The 16434-nt window shown below is 39.7% G+C and carries 15 protein-coding genes; 3 read left to right on the forward strand and 12 right to left on the reverse strand.

Translation table 11 applies throughout. From position 1 onward, the window contains the following. The first annotated feature begins 4 nt into the window (after positions 1-4). Positions 5-655, forward strand: a complete 651-nt coding sequence (gene pgmB, locus IGK86_RS13450; protein ID WP_016617406.1) for a beta-phosphoglucomutase — start codon at positions 5-7, stop codon at positions 653-655. A 461-nt stretch (positions 656-1116) separates the two neighbouring features. Next, on the forward strand, positions 1117-1710 hold the full coding sequence (locus tag IGK86_RS13455) for a PBECR4 domain-containing protein (RefSeq protein WP_010706987.1): 594 nt from the start codon (positions 1117-1119) through the stop codon (positions 1708-1710). Positions 1711-1950: 240 nt separating this feature from the next. Here IGK86_RS13455 and pepG1 read toward each other — a convergent pair whose 3' ends face one another. Beyond that, a complete protein-coding gene (gene pepG1, locus IGK86_RS13460; RefSeq protein WP_002392696.1) occupies positions 1951-2094 on the reverse strand; it encodes a type I toxin-antitoxin system toxin PepG1 in 144 nt (47 codons plus the stop codon). 407 nt (positions 2095-2501) lie between these two features. Beyond that, positions 2502-2627, reverse strand: a complete 126-nt coding sequence (locus tag IGK86_RS13465; protein WP_010821164.1) for a hypothetical protein — start codon at positions 2625-2627, stop codon at positions 2502-2504. 283 nt (positions 2628-2910) lie between these two features. Here IGK86_RS13465 and IGK86_RS13470 point away from each other — a divergent pair, with 283 nt between their 5' ends. Then, positions 2911-3444, forward strand: coding sequence for a CPBP family intramembrane glutamic endopeptidase (locus IGK86_RS13470; protein ID WP_010824026.1), 534 nt, complete (start codon positions 2911-2913; stop codon positions 3442-3444). 53 nt (positions 3445-3497) lie between these two features. Here the strand turns inward: IGK86_RS13470 and IGK86_RS13475 are convergent, their stop codons facing one another. From IGK86_RS13475 to IGK86_RS13520, 10 genes are all read right to left on the reverse strand, one after another. Beyond that, positions 3498-4469: a ribose-phosphate diphosphokinase gene (locus IGK86_RS13475; RefSeq protein WP_002381060.1), complete on the reverse strand. Its 972-nt coding sequence runs from the start codon at positions 4467-4469 to the stop codon at positions 3498-3500. 174 nt (positions 4470-4643) lie between these two features. Further along, positions 4644-5081, reverse strand: coding sequence for a peptide-methionine (R)-S-oxide reductase MsrB (msrB, locus tag IGK86_RS13480; RefSeq protein ID WP_002354871.1), 438 nt, complete (start codon positions 5079-5081; stop codon positions 4644-4646). Positions 5082-5213: 132 nt separating this feature from the next. After that, positions 5214-5768 (reverse strand): Maf family protein, encoded by a 555-nt coding sequence (locus IGK86_RS13485; RefSeq protein WP_016617408.1) that lies wholly within the window; start codon positions 5766-5768, stop codon positions 5214-5216. Positions 5769-5792: 24 nt separating this feature from the next. Then, complete coding sequence (gene mutL, locus IGK86_RS13490) at positions 5793-7925, reverse strand: DNA mismatch repair endonuclease MutL (protein WP_010713705.1); 2133 nt, start codon at positions 7923-7925, stop codon at positions 5793-5795. Positions 7926-7956: 31 nt separating this feature from the next. Further along, a complete protein-coding gene (gene mutS / locus IGK86_RS13495; protein ID WP_016617409.1) occupies positions 7957-10533 on the reverse strand; it encodes a DNA mismatch repair protein MutS in 2577 nt (858 codons plus the stop codon). After that, positions 10534-10920 (reverse strand): RicAFT regulatory complex protein RicA family protein, encoded by a 387-nt coding sequence (locus IGK86_RS13500; protein ID WP_002359008.1) that lies wholly within the window; start codon positions 10918-10920, stop codon positions 10534-10536. It lies immediately after the preceding gene. A gap of 73 nt (positions 10921-10993) precedes the next feature. Continuing rightward, positions 10994-11791: a TIGR00282 family metallophosphoesterase gene (locus tag IGK86_RS13505; protein WP_002354864.1), complete on the reverse strand. Its 798-nt coding sequence runs from the start codon at positions 11789-11791 to the stop codon at positions 10994-10996. Between the two features lie 159 nt (positions 11792-11950). Beyond that, the gene (gene rny, locus IGK86_RS13510; protein ID WP_002354863.1) at positions 11951-13507 is read right to left on the reverse strand and encodes a ribonuclease Y; all 1557 of its coding nucleotides are present in this window, start codon (positions 13505-13507) and stop codon (positions 11951-11953) included. A gap of 396 nt (positions 13508-13903) precedes the next feature. After that, positions 13904-14950, reverse strand: a complete 1047-nt coding sequence (recA, locus tag IGK86_RS13515; protein WP_002354860.1) for a recombinase RecA — start codon at positions 14948-14950, stop codon at positions 13904-13906. A 113-nt stretch (positions 14951-15063) separates the two neighbouring features. After that, on the reverse strand, positions 15064-16308 hold the full coding sequence (locus tag IGK86_RS13520) for a competence/damage-inducible protein A (protein ID WP_010706982.1): 1245 nt from the start codon (positions 16306-16308) through the stop codon (positions 15064-15066). Between the last annotated feature and the right edge of the window lie 126 nt (positions 16309-16434).

The following is a 16434-nucleotide window of genomic DNA, read 5'->3' on the forward strand; positions in this document are numbered from 1 at the left end:
CACAATGACGATTGGATTTATTTTTGATTTGGATGGTGTCATTACTGACACCGCCAAATTTCATTATCAAGCTTGGAAAGCGTTGGCCGATTCGCTAGGTATCCCCATTGACGAAACCTTCAACGAAACATTAAAAGGCATTAGTCGGATGGATTCCTTGGACCGCATTTTAGCCCATGGCCACCGTGAAAATGCGTTTACTCCAGCAGAAAAAGAAGCCTTAGCTCAGCAAAAAAATGACCACTACGTTCAATTATTAGAACATTTAACGACAGAAGATGTTTTACCTGGTGTCGTGCCATTGCTACAGCAAGCCCAAGCACGTCACATTCCCTGTGCCGTGGCTTCGGCTTCAAAAAACGCCCCCCTGATTTTGGAAAAATTAGGCGTGCGCGCGTACTTCGCCACAATTGTCGATCCCGACTCGTTAAGCAAAGGCAAACCTGATCCTGAAATCTTTTTAGCCGCCGCTGACAGTATTGGCGTGCTACCGCAAAACGCCATTGGCTTTGAGGATGCACAATCAGGCATTGACGGCTTGAAAGCCGCGGGCATCTATGCCGTCGGCTTGTCGGCCAGCCAACCCTTAATCGGAGCCGACATACAAGTCTCTGAAATGACTGAACTAAGCGTTGATGCACTGCTCAATCGCTAAAGAAGGACAAGAACCTTTAGCAGCAGGCACCTCTTTTCATCTACATTGTATCTATGCTAGAATGTAGATGAAAAGAGAGAGATGCGTCAACGTACCTCTCTAGTGTAGAGCCGTTTGAGACGGTGACCTTTTGGATTATTTAAAAATAACCGTGCTGGTCAAAGTTGACGGTTATTTTTTATTGTCATTACACTCCATTATTGGATTAAAAAGGATTGAGTTGAACGTGGTTCTGTGGTAGACTTTTATTAGAAACAAGTAGATGTTTCTTGATGATCAGGCATCATAATAACTCAATACTGAAATCGGAAGTAATAGCCGATAGTTGGCGAGCAACAGAAAAACTCGATATAGAATTGGACGTAGAGCCAATAGTTGGTGAGCAACAGAAAAACCTGAATTATATTTGAAGTTTAAAGAAGGCAAGCTAAGCTTGGCTTCTTTATTTATAGGAGAAACTAATGATTGAGAAAAAAGATTTTGACACAATTAGAAAGGCGTTCTTAATTTATGACACCAACTTCAATAATCATATGTTCACTTATACATATCAACATCGGAAAACAAAGAAATTGTTAGAAATGAACGTTCAATTTGAAGCTGGGAATTTTATGCATTTATGCGGAGTTGACTATTATCAAATAGATAAACAAGGGAGCTGTAAATTTCGTTTTAAGGCTACTCAATTTTACAGAGCTTTAAAAAATAATAAAGTTTCACTGCGCGGGATTAAACCTAAAGATGATGGAACCACAGGCCAAAAATTACAAGTAATTTCTCTATTAGAAATGCTTATTTCTCCAGGTGTACGAATATGCGATGGAGGAAAATTTTATAATTTACAGTATGAAAAAGCAATTCGTTCAGGCAAAATGATTGTGGCGTTAACATGTAAAGAGAATAACAAAAAGTACGTCCCACAATCTTTATTATCGTTAATAAATCAGCCACGAAAGAGCCAATCGAAATCTTTAACTGAATCCCATGAAGTAATTAAAATAAGTAAGTCTGAGCTGAATAGCACCTCAGTAATTGAAGTTTACGATAAATTTTAACAAAAAAGCGGGCTAAACAGACTATAGGCAAAGAGAAAAAGCCCAGAGGTTTTTCTCCTCTTTAACAGCTTTTAGGATTTCACGGATTAACGCTAAATTTATTCGTACTTTTCGGGAAAATATGCTATAATAAAAACGAAAAGAGAGATATGCGTCAACATACCTCTCTGATGTAGAGCCGTTTAAGACGGTGACTTTTTGAATTATTTAAAAATAACCGTACTCGGTCAAAGTTGACGGTTATTTTTTATTGTCATTTTTAAGCAATTTCACAATCAGCGCGATCAAAGCAATGGTAAACATACCAAACCCTAGGATCGTCTGAATTGTTTCATATGCTGACAAAAGGCCTCTCCTTTCTGTAAATTTTGGAAGTACGCTCATACGCACCACCTCACCGAAAGAGGAAAGTCTCTGCTCCTACGCTTCTCACTTTGTTGCGATGCTCGTCGCAAAGCGCATGTTCCTTTGCGCTTGCCTCCGCATTAACTTCTCTACACTTAGATTATACCATGTGAAACTAAAAAATAATTAGTTTCAAATATATTTTTTTAGGGAATTGTGCTATAATGAAAACGAAAAGAGAGATATGCTTCAACATACCTCTCTGATGCAGAGCCGTTTAAGACGGTGACCAATTTAGTTATAAAAAATAACCGTACTCGATCAAAGTAAACGGTTATTTTTTATTGTCATTTTTAACAGCTTTTTAGTTTCCAAGGACCAATACTTTACTATTAGCAACGAAGTTCACGGTCCTTTGTGCTTGTCTCCACGTTCATTTCTTTTGCTTATTGTTTAAATCCTACTAACGGAAAAATGAAATCAACGAATTTTATCCCCGCATAAAAACATAGGGCAAAGATCAAAATCTTAATTAAGATTTTGACAATTGGTCGTTCAGTTATCTTTTTCATTTGTATACTCCTTTCCAATATTTTTAAAGCTCCAACCTTTTTAATCTTTTTGACATCTATATTTTATCTAATTATAATAAAACTCACAATAGAGGAAGCATCATTTTTTCATTTCCTTTTTATTCCTTGATTAGTAGTTCAATTTGTAAACATATCATTCTGATAAAATAGGAAAGGTGGTTGTTATAGTATCGAAACAAAATTATCTACAAAGAAAAAAACACTTCTTTATCTCCTGTTCACTTTTTTGACAGCCCTACCCAGCATAGAAGCATTAACTGGAATGAGCTTAATAGCTATAAAAAATAACGAAAAAACCTTGATTATCTTTGATAGTATACTATCTTTAATTATTATTATCGTGCTGTCAGTTTTCTATAAAAAAATAGTAAAGAAAAAAAAGCAAGCTATCTTTAAAAGTCTATTACTAGCTATTGGCATGTTCTTATTTTCTATTATTCTAAATTTACTTTTCTCACGCATTCCTACTCCAGAAAATCAACATTATATTAATGAAGTCCGAAATGTAGCACCTGTTTTAATGGCCCTTCATACTAGACTCTTTTCACCTATATTAGAAGAACTCCTGACTCGTGGCATTTTTATGAACTTATTTTTTATAAAAAATACCTCTCGAAGTGTCTTATGTAAAATATTTTTTTCTGGTCTTTTTTTTGGTCTTAGCCATGGACTATTACCATCAATTTCCATGCTTTTTTATTGTGGAATGGGCTGGGTTTTAGCCTCTACCTATTATTTCTGTAATAACAATCTCACGTATCCTCTTGCGATTCATTTGCTATTAAATAATTTATGATACACAAAAAAAACCGCCCACATCAGAAAAATGATGTAGGCGGTTTTTTGTAATTATTTATTTTTTGTTTCAAATAACGGACTAACTGGTTTGTTTTCGTGGATACGTTTAATCGCATCTCCGATTAATTCACCAACGCTGACTTCGTCAATTTTTGCAATTTTACGATCATCCGATAGGTAAATAGAGTCTGTTACAACTAAGCGTTCAATTGCTGAATCTTCAATACGTTGTAAGGCTGGTCCTGATAAAACGGGATGTGTACAAGAAGCGTAAACGTCTTTTGCTCCGGCTTCTTTCAATGCGTTTGCAGCAAGAGAAATTGTCCCCGCTGTGTCAATCATGTCATCAATTAAGACACATGTTTTGCCTTCCACATGACCAATGATATTCATTACTTCTGCTACGTTCGCTTTTGGACGACGTTTGTCAATGATCGCAATTGGTGCTTTTAAGAATTCTGCCAATTTACGTGCACGCGTTACACCACCATGGTCAGGGGAAACGACAACGACGTCATCGCCTTGAATGCCGTGTTCGATGAAGTAATCGGCAATTAATGGTGCACCCATCAAATGATCCACTGGAATATCAAAGAATCCTTGAATTTGGACCGCATGTAAGTCCAATGTCAACATTCTTGTTGCGCCAGCTTTTTCAATCATGTTTGCAACAAGTTTAGCAGTGATTGGTTCCCGGGCACGTGCTTTACGGTCTTGACGTGCATACCCATAATAAGGCATAACCACGTTAATTGTTTTAGCACTCGCACGTTTTAACGCATCAATCATGATTAATAGTTCCATTAAGTTATCGTTAACAGGGCTACTTGTTGATTGAATGACGTAAACATGTGCACCACGAATACTTTCTTCAATATTCACTTGAATTTCGCCATCACTAAATTGTGTTACAGAGCACTTTCCTAGCTCCACACCCACAGCATCCGCAATTTTTTCTGCTAAGGGACGATTAGAGTTCAAAGAAAAGATTTTCAATCTTGGATCAAAATAATGTTTCGACATTAGAACCTCCACTTTCTATTTCAGCCAATTCGTTAAAACTGAACAATACTTTCCTTCTAAAATAATAGTAGTCCTAGCCAAATAAATCAAGAGATTTTCTGTATTTCATACAAGATATTCATCAAAAGTCGCTTTCTTCTAACTATTTTATCGTATTTGTCTAAAAAATGAGGATTATTTGAATAAAGAAAGGTACTCGCCATAGCCTTCTTTTTCTAAATCTGCCACTGGCACAAATCTCAAAGCTGCCGCATTAATGCAATAACGTAAGCCGCCTTCTTGGAGTGGGCCATCAGTGAAAACATGCCCTAAATGTGAATCTGCTTCTTGACTGCGAACTTCTACTCGGTGCATGCCGTGACTAAAATCAGCTTTTTCTTTGACGCCACGTTTTTCAATTGGTTTGGTAAAGGATGGCCAGCCGCAACCAGCATCGTATTTGTCCAAGGAGCTAAACAACGGTTCGCCACTAACAATGTCTACATAGATTCCGTCTTGGTAAAAGTCATCATATTCTCCTGAAAAAGGGCGTTCTGTTGCGTTTTCTTGTGTGACGGCATATTGAAGATCCGTCAAGGTTTGTTTTAATTCTTCTTCTGTTGGTTTTGTCATTCTGTCCACTCCTTTTCTTCTGTTCAATTTATTGGGTTCAATGATACCACGTTTGCCAGACAGGCACCTAATAGTTTGCATAGTAAAAGACAGTCCTTTCTCTTTTTGACGAATGAAAAGGACTGTCTTTTATTAGTTGAATTCTTTTAGTAGTCGGGCTACTTTGGCAATTGGTAAACCCATAATGGCGTAATAATCGCCAGCGATTGCTTCAATTAGTAATGCTCCTTGTCCTTGGATACCATAAGCGCCTGCTTTGTCGGCATATTCTGCGGTATCTAAGTAAGCATGGATTTCCGTGTCTGTCAGTGGATAAAACGTCACGGTTGAATGAACTGTCGCGGAGCGCTCTTTTTCCCCTTGTTTCAACGTCACACTTGTATGCACGTCATGTGTTTTGCCACTTAACAGGCGCAACATGCGATAACCGTCTTCCCGAGAAGTCGGTTTACCGAGGATTTCTCCCGCCAATGCCACAATTGTATCGCAGCCAATGACTAGTGCTTCGGGGGATTGTTCTGCTATAGCCGCTGCTTTTTGGGCAGCCATTTGCGCCACATATTCTGCTGGTAAGCCGTCTTTGCCAACAGTTTCATCGATATCGGCTGGTGCAATCGTAAAAGTTGGAACCACACGCTTTAATAACTCCTGACGGCGAGGAGATTGGGATGCTAAAATAATTTGCATAAATTGATGACGCCTCGTTTCTTTTTAATGGGGGTCTTGAATGCGTTTAAACATTCGTTCCATATCTGAATTCGTAAAATGAATCAGCACCGGACGTCCATGCGGACAATTAAACGGATTTTCGCACAAGGCTAAATCTTTTAATAGCACGCGTGCTTGTTGCTCATTGAGGTAATGATTGGCTTTGATGGATCGCTTACAGCTCATCATAATGGCAGTTGCTTCACGGAATTTTTTCACGCTGACCGAGCCAGTTGTTAGCAACATGTCAATCATCTCGCGAACAATGCTTTCCTCTTCGCCTGCAGGATACCAAGTTGGGTGCGCCCGCACAATGAAACTATTTTGTCCAAAGTCTTCCAAATGGATGCCGACTTCCGCAAGGGTTTCTTTCTGCTCTTTAATTTTCAAGGCATCGCTATTTGGATAATCAATAACGATTGGTACCAATAGTTCTTGTAAATCATCACTGACTTCGCCAATTTTTTCACGGAAGTACTCGTATTTAATTCGTTCTTGGGCAGCGTGTTGGTCGATAATAAACAGGCCATCTTTGCTTTGTGCGAATAAATAAGTTCCGTGCATTTGACCGAAGTATTCTAGCTCAGGAAAACGTTCTGTCGGTCGTTCTTCTTCCAACTTGTTCAGGGCTTGTTTCAGTTCTCTTTGGCTCGCAGCGCTATTGGCATCGAATTCCGGGTGAAGTTTCATTTCTTCTTGGAAAACCTCGTCAGCAGCCTCTGATGAACGCAGAGAAGGTTCTGAATCAGGCACTTCAGTTATTTTCGTTTCTTCGGCTATTACCTGTTGCTCATTACTAGCTGTTTCCCAATGATTTGCGGAATCAGCAGCTGCCGAAGAGGTTTCGTAAGCTGACGTTTCTTCCGCTACACTCGTTGATTCTGGCACTGGCGGCGCAAATGGGTCGTCCATTGGATCCACTGCTCTTTCTGTCTGGTTGACAGTTTCAGGGGCGCTTGAGACTGGTGTTTCGTCTGTCGCATGTTCCGCATAGAAGCGACCCGTTGCAGGATTATAGCTTAAGCTGCCCGGTCGTTGTTTTACCGCAGGTTGTTCAGTCGATAAAGGAATTTCCATTTGTTCGGCTTTAGGTTCTGGCGGTAGTTTCTTTTTAAAACGCAAATTGTCTGCCGCATTGGGAATCAACTGTTCTTGGCTCAACACTTCTTGAATCGCCTGTTCAATTAATGCCATTAAATCTTTTTCTTTACTTAAACGAACTTCTTGCTTAGTAGGATGGACATTGACATCGACTAACAGCGGATCCATTTCAATTTCTAACACAGCAATTGGAAAACGCCCCACCATTAGTTTCGAACCATAGCCGGCTACAATTGCTTTATTTAACGCGAAATTTTTAATATAACGACCATTGATAATCGTTGATAAATAGTTACGGCTGGCCCGTGTGACTTCTGGCAATGAAACATACCCTGTCAAAGTAAAATCAAGGTCTTTTCCTTCAATTTTCAACATTTTCTTTGCGGTACTAATGCCATAAATCCCGGCAATCGTTTGTTTTAAATCACCATTGCCTGTTGTACTCATCATTTTGTGGCCGTCATGAACTAAGCGAAAAGCGACTTTAGGGTGGCTTAACGCCAGACGATTGACAATGTCACCAATATTGGCCAATTCCGTTTGGATCGTTTTGACGTATTTCAAACGAGCGGGCGTATTATAAAATAAATTGGAAACGGTCATTTTTGTGCCTTTACGGAGGGCTGCTGGTCGGTTTTCTTCGACCTTGCCCCCTTTTAGAATCACATAGCTGCCTTCTTCTTCCTCAGCTGTGGCAGTTTCGACAATCATTTCAGAAACTGAGGCAATACTTGGTAAGGCTTCGCCTCGGAACCCCAAGCTGCGAATTCGGAACAAATCATCTCTTGTATGAATTTTGCTTGTGGCATGGCGCTTGAAGGCATTCAGTACATCTTCTTTGGCAATTCCTTCACCATTATCAATAATTTGAATGGTTTTCAAGCCAGCTTCTTCAATAAAAATATCAATTTGGGTGCTTCCTGCATCCAATGCATTTTCCACTAATTCTTTGACGACAGAAGCGGGACGTTCAACAACTTCACCAGCAGCAATCTGGTTGGCTAGTTGTTCGGATAGTTCTTGAATTTTCCCCATTTCACGACCTCCTAACCGGTTCGGTTCCTAATTAGATACGTTTTTGCAATTGATGAAGCATGTTTAACGCATCTAGTGGTGTCATTTCTAATAGATTCATTTTCTTCAATGTGTCAATGACACTTAATTCTTCTGTTGAAACTTCTTTAAATAATGAAAGTTGCTCGGTTTCTTCATGGACTTCTGAAACTTCTTCATGATGAACTGAACTTGGAATCGTTGTTTCTTCCGCTTCTAAAGCGGATAAAATGGTGGCTGCTCGTTCTAAAAGCGAGCTTGGTAAACCAGCGATTTTAGCAACATGTATCCCATAGCTCTTATCAGCAGGTCCTTCCATCATTTTATGAAGAAAGACCACTTCGCCATCTTTTTCGACAGCGCCCACGTGAATATTCTTCAAGCCTTTTAAGGTTTCATCTAGAACAGTTAGTTCATGATAATGTGTAGAGAATAGCGTTTTAGCTTGAACTTCACGATGGATATATTCAATGATGGCTTGCGCTAGCGCCATTCCATCATAGGTTGCCGTGCCGCGTCCTAATTCATCAAATAAAATTAGGCTATTAGGCGTGGCGTGCCGCAGTGCTTGGTTGGCTTCCATCATTTCTACCATAAAGGTACTTTGCCCTGCAATTAGATCATCAGAGGCCCCAATCCGTGTAAAAATTTGATCGAAAATTGGCATTTCAGCACTTTCCGCTGGTACAAAACAGCCAATTTGCGCCATGACCACCGTCAAAGCCAATTGACGCATGTAGGTACTTTTCCCTGACATGTTTGGTCCAGTAATCAAGAGAATATCTGTTTCTGGGTTCATGCGGATACTGTTTGGAATGTATTCTTGATGCCCTAAAACTTTTTCCACGACTGGGTGTCGTCCTTCGACAATCGCCAAATTTTTCGTGTTACTTCTTAACGTTGGTCGAACGTATTGATACCGTTCACTAATTGTTGCAAAAGATTGTAAAACATCAACCGCACTAATGGTTTTAGCCAGTGTTTGCAATCGATCAATATTCGTTTTCACTTGTTCTCTCACAGCCAAGAACAATTGATATTCTAGTTCAACTGATTTTTCTTCGGCTTCTAAGATTAAACGCTCTAGTTCTTTTAGTTCGGGCGTAATAAAGCGCTCCGCATTAGCTAATGTTTGCTTACGCTCGTATTTTCCTTCTTCTAAATTCGCTAAATTTGACTTAGTGATTTCAATGAAATAACCAAAGACACGATTGTAGCCAATCTTCAAGTTTTTAATCCCTGTTTCTTGGCGTTCTTTCGCTTCTAACTCCGCTAACCATTGCTTACCATTGCGCATGGCATCACGGTATTCATCTAATTGGTCGTTATAGCCGTCCTTAATAACATTTCCTTCAGTAATTTGTAAGGGGGCTTCTTCATTAATCGCCGTCGCAATCAATGCCACTAAATCTTCAACAGGGTTTAAGTCGACTAACAAATCATCCCATTCCCCTTGATTGATCCCGACAATTAACTGTCGAATCGTTGGTACTTGTTCTAAAGAGGTCCGTAATTGAATTAAATCACGCCCATTCACACTGCCAAATGCCACGCGTCCTGCTAACCGCTCTAAATCATACACGTTCGTCAATGCTGCTTGCAAATCCAAGCGTTCAAAATAGGCATTTAATAAGGATTGCACCATTTCTTGACGCGTCTTAATTTGACGTTCTTGAATCAGTGGACGATCCAACCATTGTTTCAACAAACGGCCACCCATAGCTGTTTTCGTTTCATCTAATAGCCACAATAGAGTCCCTTTTTTCTGTCCTGTTCGAATCGACTGACTCAATTCTAAATTGAATTTAGAATAATGATCCATTTTCAAGAAATGATCTGGCTGATATTCCACAGCTTTCTGAATATGGGACAAGCTCCGCTTTTGGGTAACGGATAAATAAGATAATAATTTGCCTGTAATTTCAATTTCTAATGGATTAATCAGTTCATTGGTTAAAAAACTAAACTCGGCATTTTCTTCCACCGTTTCTTGTGTCGAAAAGATAATATTTAAACGTAAACTTAAGTTCTCTTTTAACGATTCAGGAATCCCGGAACCTAGGACCATTTCTTTTGTTTGCAACGCAGAAGCTTCGTTCAAAACGCCCTCTTCATCAGCCAAGACTGCTGTTTTTAATTCGCCTGTACTCAAGTCTACATAGGCAAAACCGAACTGATTACCATCTGTTAGCACAGCGGTTAAGTAATTATTGTCTTTGGCTTCCAAGCCTTTACTATTCATCACCGTTCCTGGCGTTACCAACTGGACCACTTCTCGTTTGACCATGCCCTTGGTAGTCTTTGGATCTTCCACTTGCTCACAAATCGCTACTTTATAGCCTTGCTCAATCAACGTGTCAATATAGCCTTGCGCGGCATGATAAGGAACGCCACACATAGGAATCGGATCATCCGCATTGCGGTTACGACTTGTTAACGTCAATTCTAAGATTTGCGCTGCATTGATAGCATCTTCATAAAATAATTCATAAAAATCACCTAAGCGATAAAATAAAAACGCATCCTTGTATTGGGCCTTAATGGATAAATATTGTTCCATCATGGGTGTATTTTTTGTCTTTTGTGGCATTTAATTCCCTTCCTTCTCTAGCTCTTCGTTCACGCGGTATTGAATGAGCGCCGTGACATGTTGGACTAAGTCATTGGCTTCGATCAGTTGTTCGCGGTAGGCTACAACGAGTGGGTGCTCATCAAATTCTTTTGTTTTCGCATCAGCTCGTTGAATGGCTTCTTTTTCAGCAGTTGGTTTGCCATAGTGAGCAAATTGAACCGCATCTTTTTGCGCAGCTTTAATTTCTTCCACTAATTCTGTCAGCTTTTTGTTTTTCTTTACCTTTTCTTCAATCGCTTGGTAGCGCTGAATGACTTCATCTTGTCCAATTAAATGTAACAATTTTTCTAATTCTTTATTACTTTGTGCATCTAAATTCAACGGCTCCATTTTTTTCACCTTCATCTTTCACCGGCACTTTTTCTATAAGAGCAGAAAAAGTTAACCTCTTAATGATCCGAGATTAACTTTTCTTCTATTATTCTTGAAACGGGCGATCTTCACTAATCTGAATCGGCTCAATCATCTTCGCTTGGCCCGTTTGGTCATCAATCTCTAAAATACAGGCAGATAAAATTGTCCGCCCTGTTTCGACTACCTCAAAGCGCTTCGGCAATGCTGTCATAAACTTCTCAATAATCGGTTCACGCTTCATTCCTAGAATCCCATCATAAGGTCCGGTCATACCGACATCACTTAAGAAGGCTGTCCCTTTCGGTAAAATCCGAGCGTCATTTGTTTGAACATGCGTATGTGTTCCAACAACGGCTGAAACTTGGCCATCTAAAAACCAGCTCATGGCTTGTTTTTCACTCGTCGTTTCGCCATGAAAATCCACAAAAATGAGCGGTGTCCGTTTGCGAGCGATAGCCACTAGCTCGGCGGCTTTCTTGAAAGGATCTTCCAATGGCACCATAAATGTGCGGGCCTGTAAATTAATCACCGCTAGTTCCAATTGATTGACTTTCACAAAAACCATTCCTTGACCAGGCACATCTTCTGGAAAGTTCGCTGGACGAACCATTTTCTTCGCATCATCAATGAATTCAAAGATATCCTTGTTGTCCCACGTATGGTTACCCATCGTAACAACATCGACACCATCTTGCAAAAATTTCTTATAAATCTTGCCAGTAATTCCCCGACCAGATGCCGCATTTTCACCATTGGCAATGGTCACTTGTGGACGATATTTCTTCTTTAATTTAGGGACATACGTTGCTAGGGCTTCTCTTCCTAAAGAACCGACAACATCTCCTATAAATAATATACGCAAAAAGGTTCCTCTTCTCTTTTTAACATCTCTTGTTTATTATAGTTGTTTTCGCTTTGAAAAGAAAGTTTTGGTTTTAAAAGATTAAAAAAAGTGTCTCAACGAACAATCCTTGCAATTGTTCGTTGAGACACTACACGCGATACTTATTCGCTTTTTATTTTATTTCGCATAGTCTACGGCACGTGTTTCACGGATAACCGTTACTTTGATATGTCCTGGATAATCCAAGTCATCTTCAATTTTCTTCCGAATGTCTCGAACTAAACGAACAGATTCTAAATCAGAAATTTCTTCTGGTTTCACCATGACACGAACTTCACGTCCTGCTTGAACAGCAAAACTTGAATCCACGCCTTCAAAACTATTAGAAATATTTTCTAAGTTTTCTAAGCGGCGAATGTAGTTTTCTAACGATTCACTACGTGCACCTGGACGGGCTGCAGATAACGCATCTGCGGCTGCCACTAAAACAGAAATAACTGAGGTTGCTTCCACATCACCGTGATGCGAGGCAATGGCATTAATAACTACTGAATTTTCTTTATATTTCGCAGCTAATTCTGCGCCAATCTCAACATGAGAACCTTCAATTTCATGATCTAATGCTTTCCCAATATCATGTAGTAAACCTGCACGTTTGGCTAATTGAACATCTTCGCCTAATTCGGCGGCTAAAACGCCAGCCAGTTTTGCTACTTCGATTGAGTGGTTCAAGACATTTTGACCATAACTTGTTCTGAAACGTAAACGGCCTAAAATTTTAATTAAATCAGGATGTAACGTATGAGCACCTACTTCAAAGGCTGCTTGTTCTCCGTATTCACGAATCCGTTCATCCATTTCTTTACGTGATTTTTCTACCATTTCTTCGATACGAGCGGGATGAATCCGACCATCTTGGATTAATTTTTCCAAGGTCATTCGAGCGATTTCTCGTCTGATTGGATCAAATCCGGATAACACAACCGCTTCTGGCGTATCATCAATGATTAAGTCAATCCCTGTTAATGTTTCCAATGTACGAATATTACGTCCTTCACGACCAATAATGCGACCTTTCATCTCATCATTTGGTAAAGTGACCACGGAAACAGTTGTTTCAGAAACAGAATCGGCGGCGCAACGTTGAATTGCTAGGGAAAGCAAGTTCTTCGCTTTGCGATCAGATTCTTCTTTGGCACGTTGTTCTGACTCCTTGACCATCAAGGTTAGTTCATGATTCAACTCTTCTTCTGTTGACTTCATAATAATCGATTTTGCTTCTTCTTTTGAAAGGGAAGCAATTCGTTCTAATTCTTGATGTTGCTGATTAATTAAGTTTTCTACTTCTTTTTCTCGCTCATCAATTAATTGCTGTCTAGCACCAAGTTTCTCTTCTTTTTCTTCCAGTGAGCCTTCACGTTTTTCAAGAGAGTCATCTTTACGATCCAACGTTTGTTCCCGTTGAATTAAACGATTTTCTTGAGATTTAAGTTCTAATCTGCTTTCTTTCAACTCACTTTCAATTTCTGAACGATACTTCTGGTTCTCTTCCTTAGCTTCTAGCAATGCTTCTTTTTTCAGTGTTTCTGATTCTTTCCGAGCGTTCTCGAGAATACTCGACGCTGAAATTTTTGCACCATTTATTGCTTTATCATGACGTGACTTTGCAATAACAAATCCTAAACCAAGACCGACAATCAAACCGACGATAGCGAGGAGAATATTTAAAACCATATTTCCACCTCCATACTATCTTTTTGTTAATTCATATCTTGTAGTTTTTTGATAAACTAAAATCAATTATCAATATGCCTACTTGCATATTTGTGCATACACACAATTTTATTCTAATGTTTGTCGCGAAAGGTGTCAACTTAAAAAAGCCCTTTCTTTTGGAAAGGGCAGCAAATATTAGACAACGTCACATTTTTAGGTTTCCGCCGTCACGAATTGTTTAAATTTTAGAACAAACGCCGCATAGTCTGCTGTTTGACTAAGCTGCTTGATGTGGATGGGTTCGGACATGGACAACAGTCTATTTAACAATTTAGTTCTAAACAAAAAAAGACAACACCTGTCCTGTTCAGTAAGTGTTGTCCTTCTTCTTAACGAGTCGTATTCACTCGTTATTTATTCATCTAAAGGTAGTTCTTCTTGACCTTCTGCTTCTTCTGTAATGGTTGAACCGTCACCGATGCCATATGCATCACGGACCAATTTAGACACTTCTGCCATCATTTCAGGATGATCCGCCATGTATTGTTTGGCATTTTCACGGCCTTGGCCAATTCGTTCTTCTTTGTAGCCATACCAAGCACCACTTTTACTAATAAGGTCTTTTTCCACAGCCATATCTAGTAATTCGCCTTCTTGGGAAATCCCTTGGCCATACATGATATCAACTTCTGCCACTTTAAATGGTGGCGCCACTTTGTTTTTAACGACTTTAATTTTTGTGCGGTTACCGACGATGTCTGTTCCTTGTTTTAACTGTTCTGCACGACGGACTTCTAGACGAACCGTTGCGTAGAATTTCAATGCACGTCCACCAGGAGTTGTTTCAGGATTTCCGAACATCACGCCAACTTTTTCACGAATTTGGTTAATGAAAATAGCAATTGTTTTTGTCTTATTAATTGAGCCTGATAATTTACGTAGTGCTTGAGACATTAGTCGAGCTTGTAAGCCGACATGGCTCGCTCCCATCTCACCATCAATCTCTGCACGAGGAACTAACGCAGCAACCGAGTCGATGACAACGATGTCAATCGCACCACTTGAAACTAAGGCATCGGCAATCTCTAAGCCTTGCTCACCCGTATCTGGTTGAGATAAAAGTAATTCATCAATGTTAACGCCTAGTTTCTCCGCATATTGAGGATCCAATGCATGCTCAGCATCGATAAAAGCGGCTGTTCCACCATTTCGTTGCACTTCTGCAATTGCGTGTAAAGAAACAGTTGTTTTACCTGAACTCTCAGGACCATATACTTCAATAATTCGGCCACGTGGATACCCACCTACGCCCAATGCAACATCTAACGCTAAAGAACCACTAGGGATAGTTGAAATTTTTTGATCAGCTTTTTCGCCTAATTTCATAATAGAACCTTTCCCAAAGTTCTTTTCAATTTTTTTCAGTGCGGCATCTAAAGCCACTTTACGATCATCTGCCAATGGATAATCCTCCTTTAATTTATATAAACTTATTTTTCATTTCCTGTTAGTAGGTCTATCATATCTCTTTTGTACCAAAAAAGCAAGAAAAAACCGAACAAACATTCGCATATTTATTTTTTATTAATGATTCGGCGCCGCAAAAGATCTAACCCTCGCATAACCGCACTCTGTCTAATATAATTTCGGTCACGGTTAAAATGGAAACATTCTGCAACGGTTGGTTGGCCTTCTTCCGCCAGCCCAATCCAAACAGTGCCTGTCGGTTGACCTTCGATTGGGTCACCAGCGACCCCAGTAAATGATAAACCATAGTTAGATTTAGCTAACTGACGCGCTTTCTCTGCCATTTCTTTGGCACACGCTTCACTTACCGTGCCATGTTCTTCTAAAAGTTCATGAGAAATTCCTAAAAAGTTCTCTTTTGTTTCTTGCGAATACGTCACGAAGCCTCCCTTAAAAATCTTCGAAGCACCCGCAATTTCCCCCAGTGTACTTTGGAATAGGCCAGCGGTGAGGCTCTCAGCAGCCGTGACGGTTTGTCCGTTTTGTAATAACAAATCCACTGTTACCTTGGCTAAACTATTGTCATCCCCATACCCATAAAAATAGTCTCCCACTTTAGCTAAAACCTTTTCTTCCGTCGCTGTTAATAATTCTTCGCCAGCTACTAAGTCTTTTGTTTTAACTGTTAAACGAAGTGTCACTTCATTAGCCTTAGCATAAGGCGCAATGGTTGGATTCGTTTGGTGCGCAATCAACGATTGAATCTCGGTCACCAGCTGTGATTCACCAATGCCATAAAAACGCAAGACTCTTGAAATCAATTGTTCTTCTTGTGGAAACGCATCAATCAATAAAGGTCGTGCCGCTTGTTGGAACATCGGAATTAATTCATTGGGCGGCCCTGGTAAGAGCAAATAGCTTGTTGTCCCTTCTGTTACGAAAGAACCAACCGCTAATCCTGTCGGGTTTTGAAGAACTTGTCCACCTTCAATGGCTAACACTTGTCGTAGATTATTTTCCGTCATTGGCCGCTTAGACTGTTGGAAAAACTGGTGCAAGCGGTTCAATCCTTCTTGATCTTCTACTAATGATTTATGGAGATGTTGTGCGACAACTTGCTTGGTTAAATCGTCTTCTGTAGGTCCTAGCCCTCCACAAAGGACAATTAAATCACTTCTTTGTTCTGCTTCTGTTAGTAGCGTTTCTAAGCGGCCGCCGTTATCACCAACAACGGTCTGATAGTAAACATCGATGCCTAGCGCAGCTAACTCTTCTGATAAAAAGGTGGCGTTGGTATTCACTACTTGTCCCAGTAATAACTCTGTTCCGACTGCAATGATTTCTGCTTTCATTGATTTCCCCTTCTCTAATAACATACGTAGTTAAACTCACTTTCCATTTTAGCACAACAAAATTTTTACAAAAGAATTTGAGCTTCAGGAAATAATTTTTTTATCAGGAAATTTATTAATTATTAC

Origin of the sequence: Enterococcus sp. DIV1206 (assembly GCF_051712485.1) — a bacterium.
GTDB lineage: Bacteria > Bacillota > Bacilli > Lactobacillales > Enterococcaceae > Enterococcus > Enterococcus faecalis.

Bases quoted from the DNA above. Each gene is read 5' to 3' on its own strand.
- IGK86_RS13455 (WP_010706987.1), top strand. From the start codon at position 1,117: ATGATTGAGAAAAAAGATTTTGACACAATTAGAAAGGCGTTCTTAATT.
- IGK86_RS13500 (WP_002359008.1), bottom strand. From the start codon at position 10,920: ATGAAGGTGAAAAAAATGGAGCCGTTGAATTTAGATGCACAAAGTAAT.
- pepG1 (WP_002392696.1), bottom strand. From the start codon at position 2,094: ATGAGCGTACTTCCAAAATTTACAGAAAGGAGAGGCCTTTTGTCAGCA.
- rny (WP_002354863.1), bottom strand. From the start codon at position 13,507: ATGGTTTTAAATATTCTCCTCGCTATCGTCGGTTTGATTGTCGGTCTT.
- msrB (WP_002354871.1), bottom strand. From the start codon at position 5,081: ATGACAAAACCAACAGAAGAAGAATTAAAACAAACCTTGACGGATCTT.
- IGK86_RS13470 (WP_010824026.1), top strand. From the start codon at position 2,911: ATGAGCTTAATAGCTATAAAAAATAACGAAAAAACCTTGATTATCTTT.
- pgmB (WP_016617406.1), top strand. From the start codon at position 5: ATGACGATTGGATTTATTTTTGATTTGGATGGTGTCATTACTGACACC.
- mutS (WP_016617409.1), bottom strand. From the start codon at position 10,533: ATGCCACAAAAGACAAAAAATACACCCATGATGGAACAATATTTATCC.
- IGK86_RS13485 (WP_016617408.1), bottom strand. From the start codon at position 5,768: ATGCAAATTATTTTAGCATCCCAATCTCCTCGCCGTCAGGAGTTATTA.
- IGK86_RS13520 (WP_010706982.1), bottom strand. From the start codon at position 16,308: ATGAAAGCAGAAATCATTGCAGTCGGAACAGAGTTATTACTGGGACAA.
- IGK86_RS13475 (WP_002381060.1), bottom strand. From the start codon at position 4,469: ATGTCGAAACATTATTTTGATCCAAGATTGAAAATCTTTTCTTTGAAC.
- IGK86_RS13465 (WP_010821164.1), bottom strand. From the start codon at position 2,627: ATGAAAAAGATAACTGAACGACCAATTGTCAAAATCTTAATTAAGATT.
- mutL (WP_010713705.1), bottom strand. From the start codon at position 7,925: ATGGGGAAAATTCAAGAACTATCCGAACAACTAGCCAACCAGATTGCT.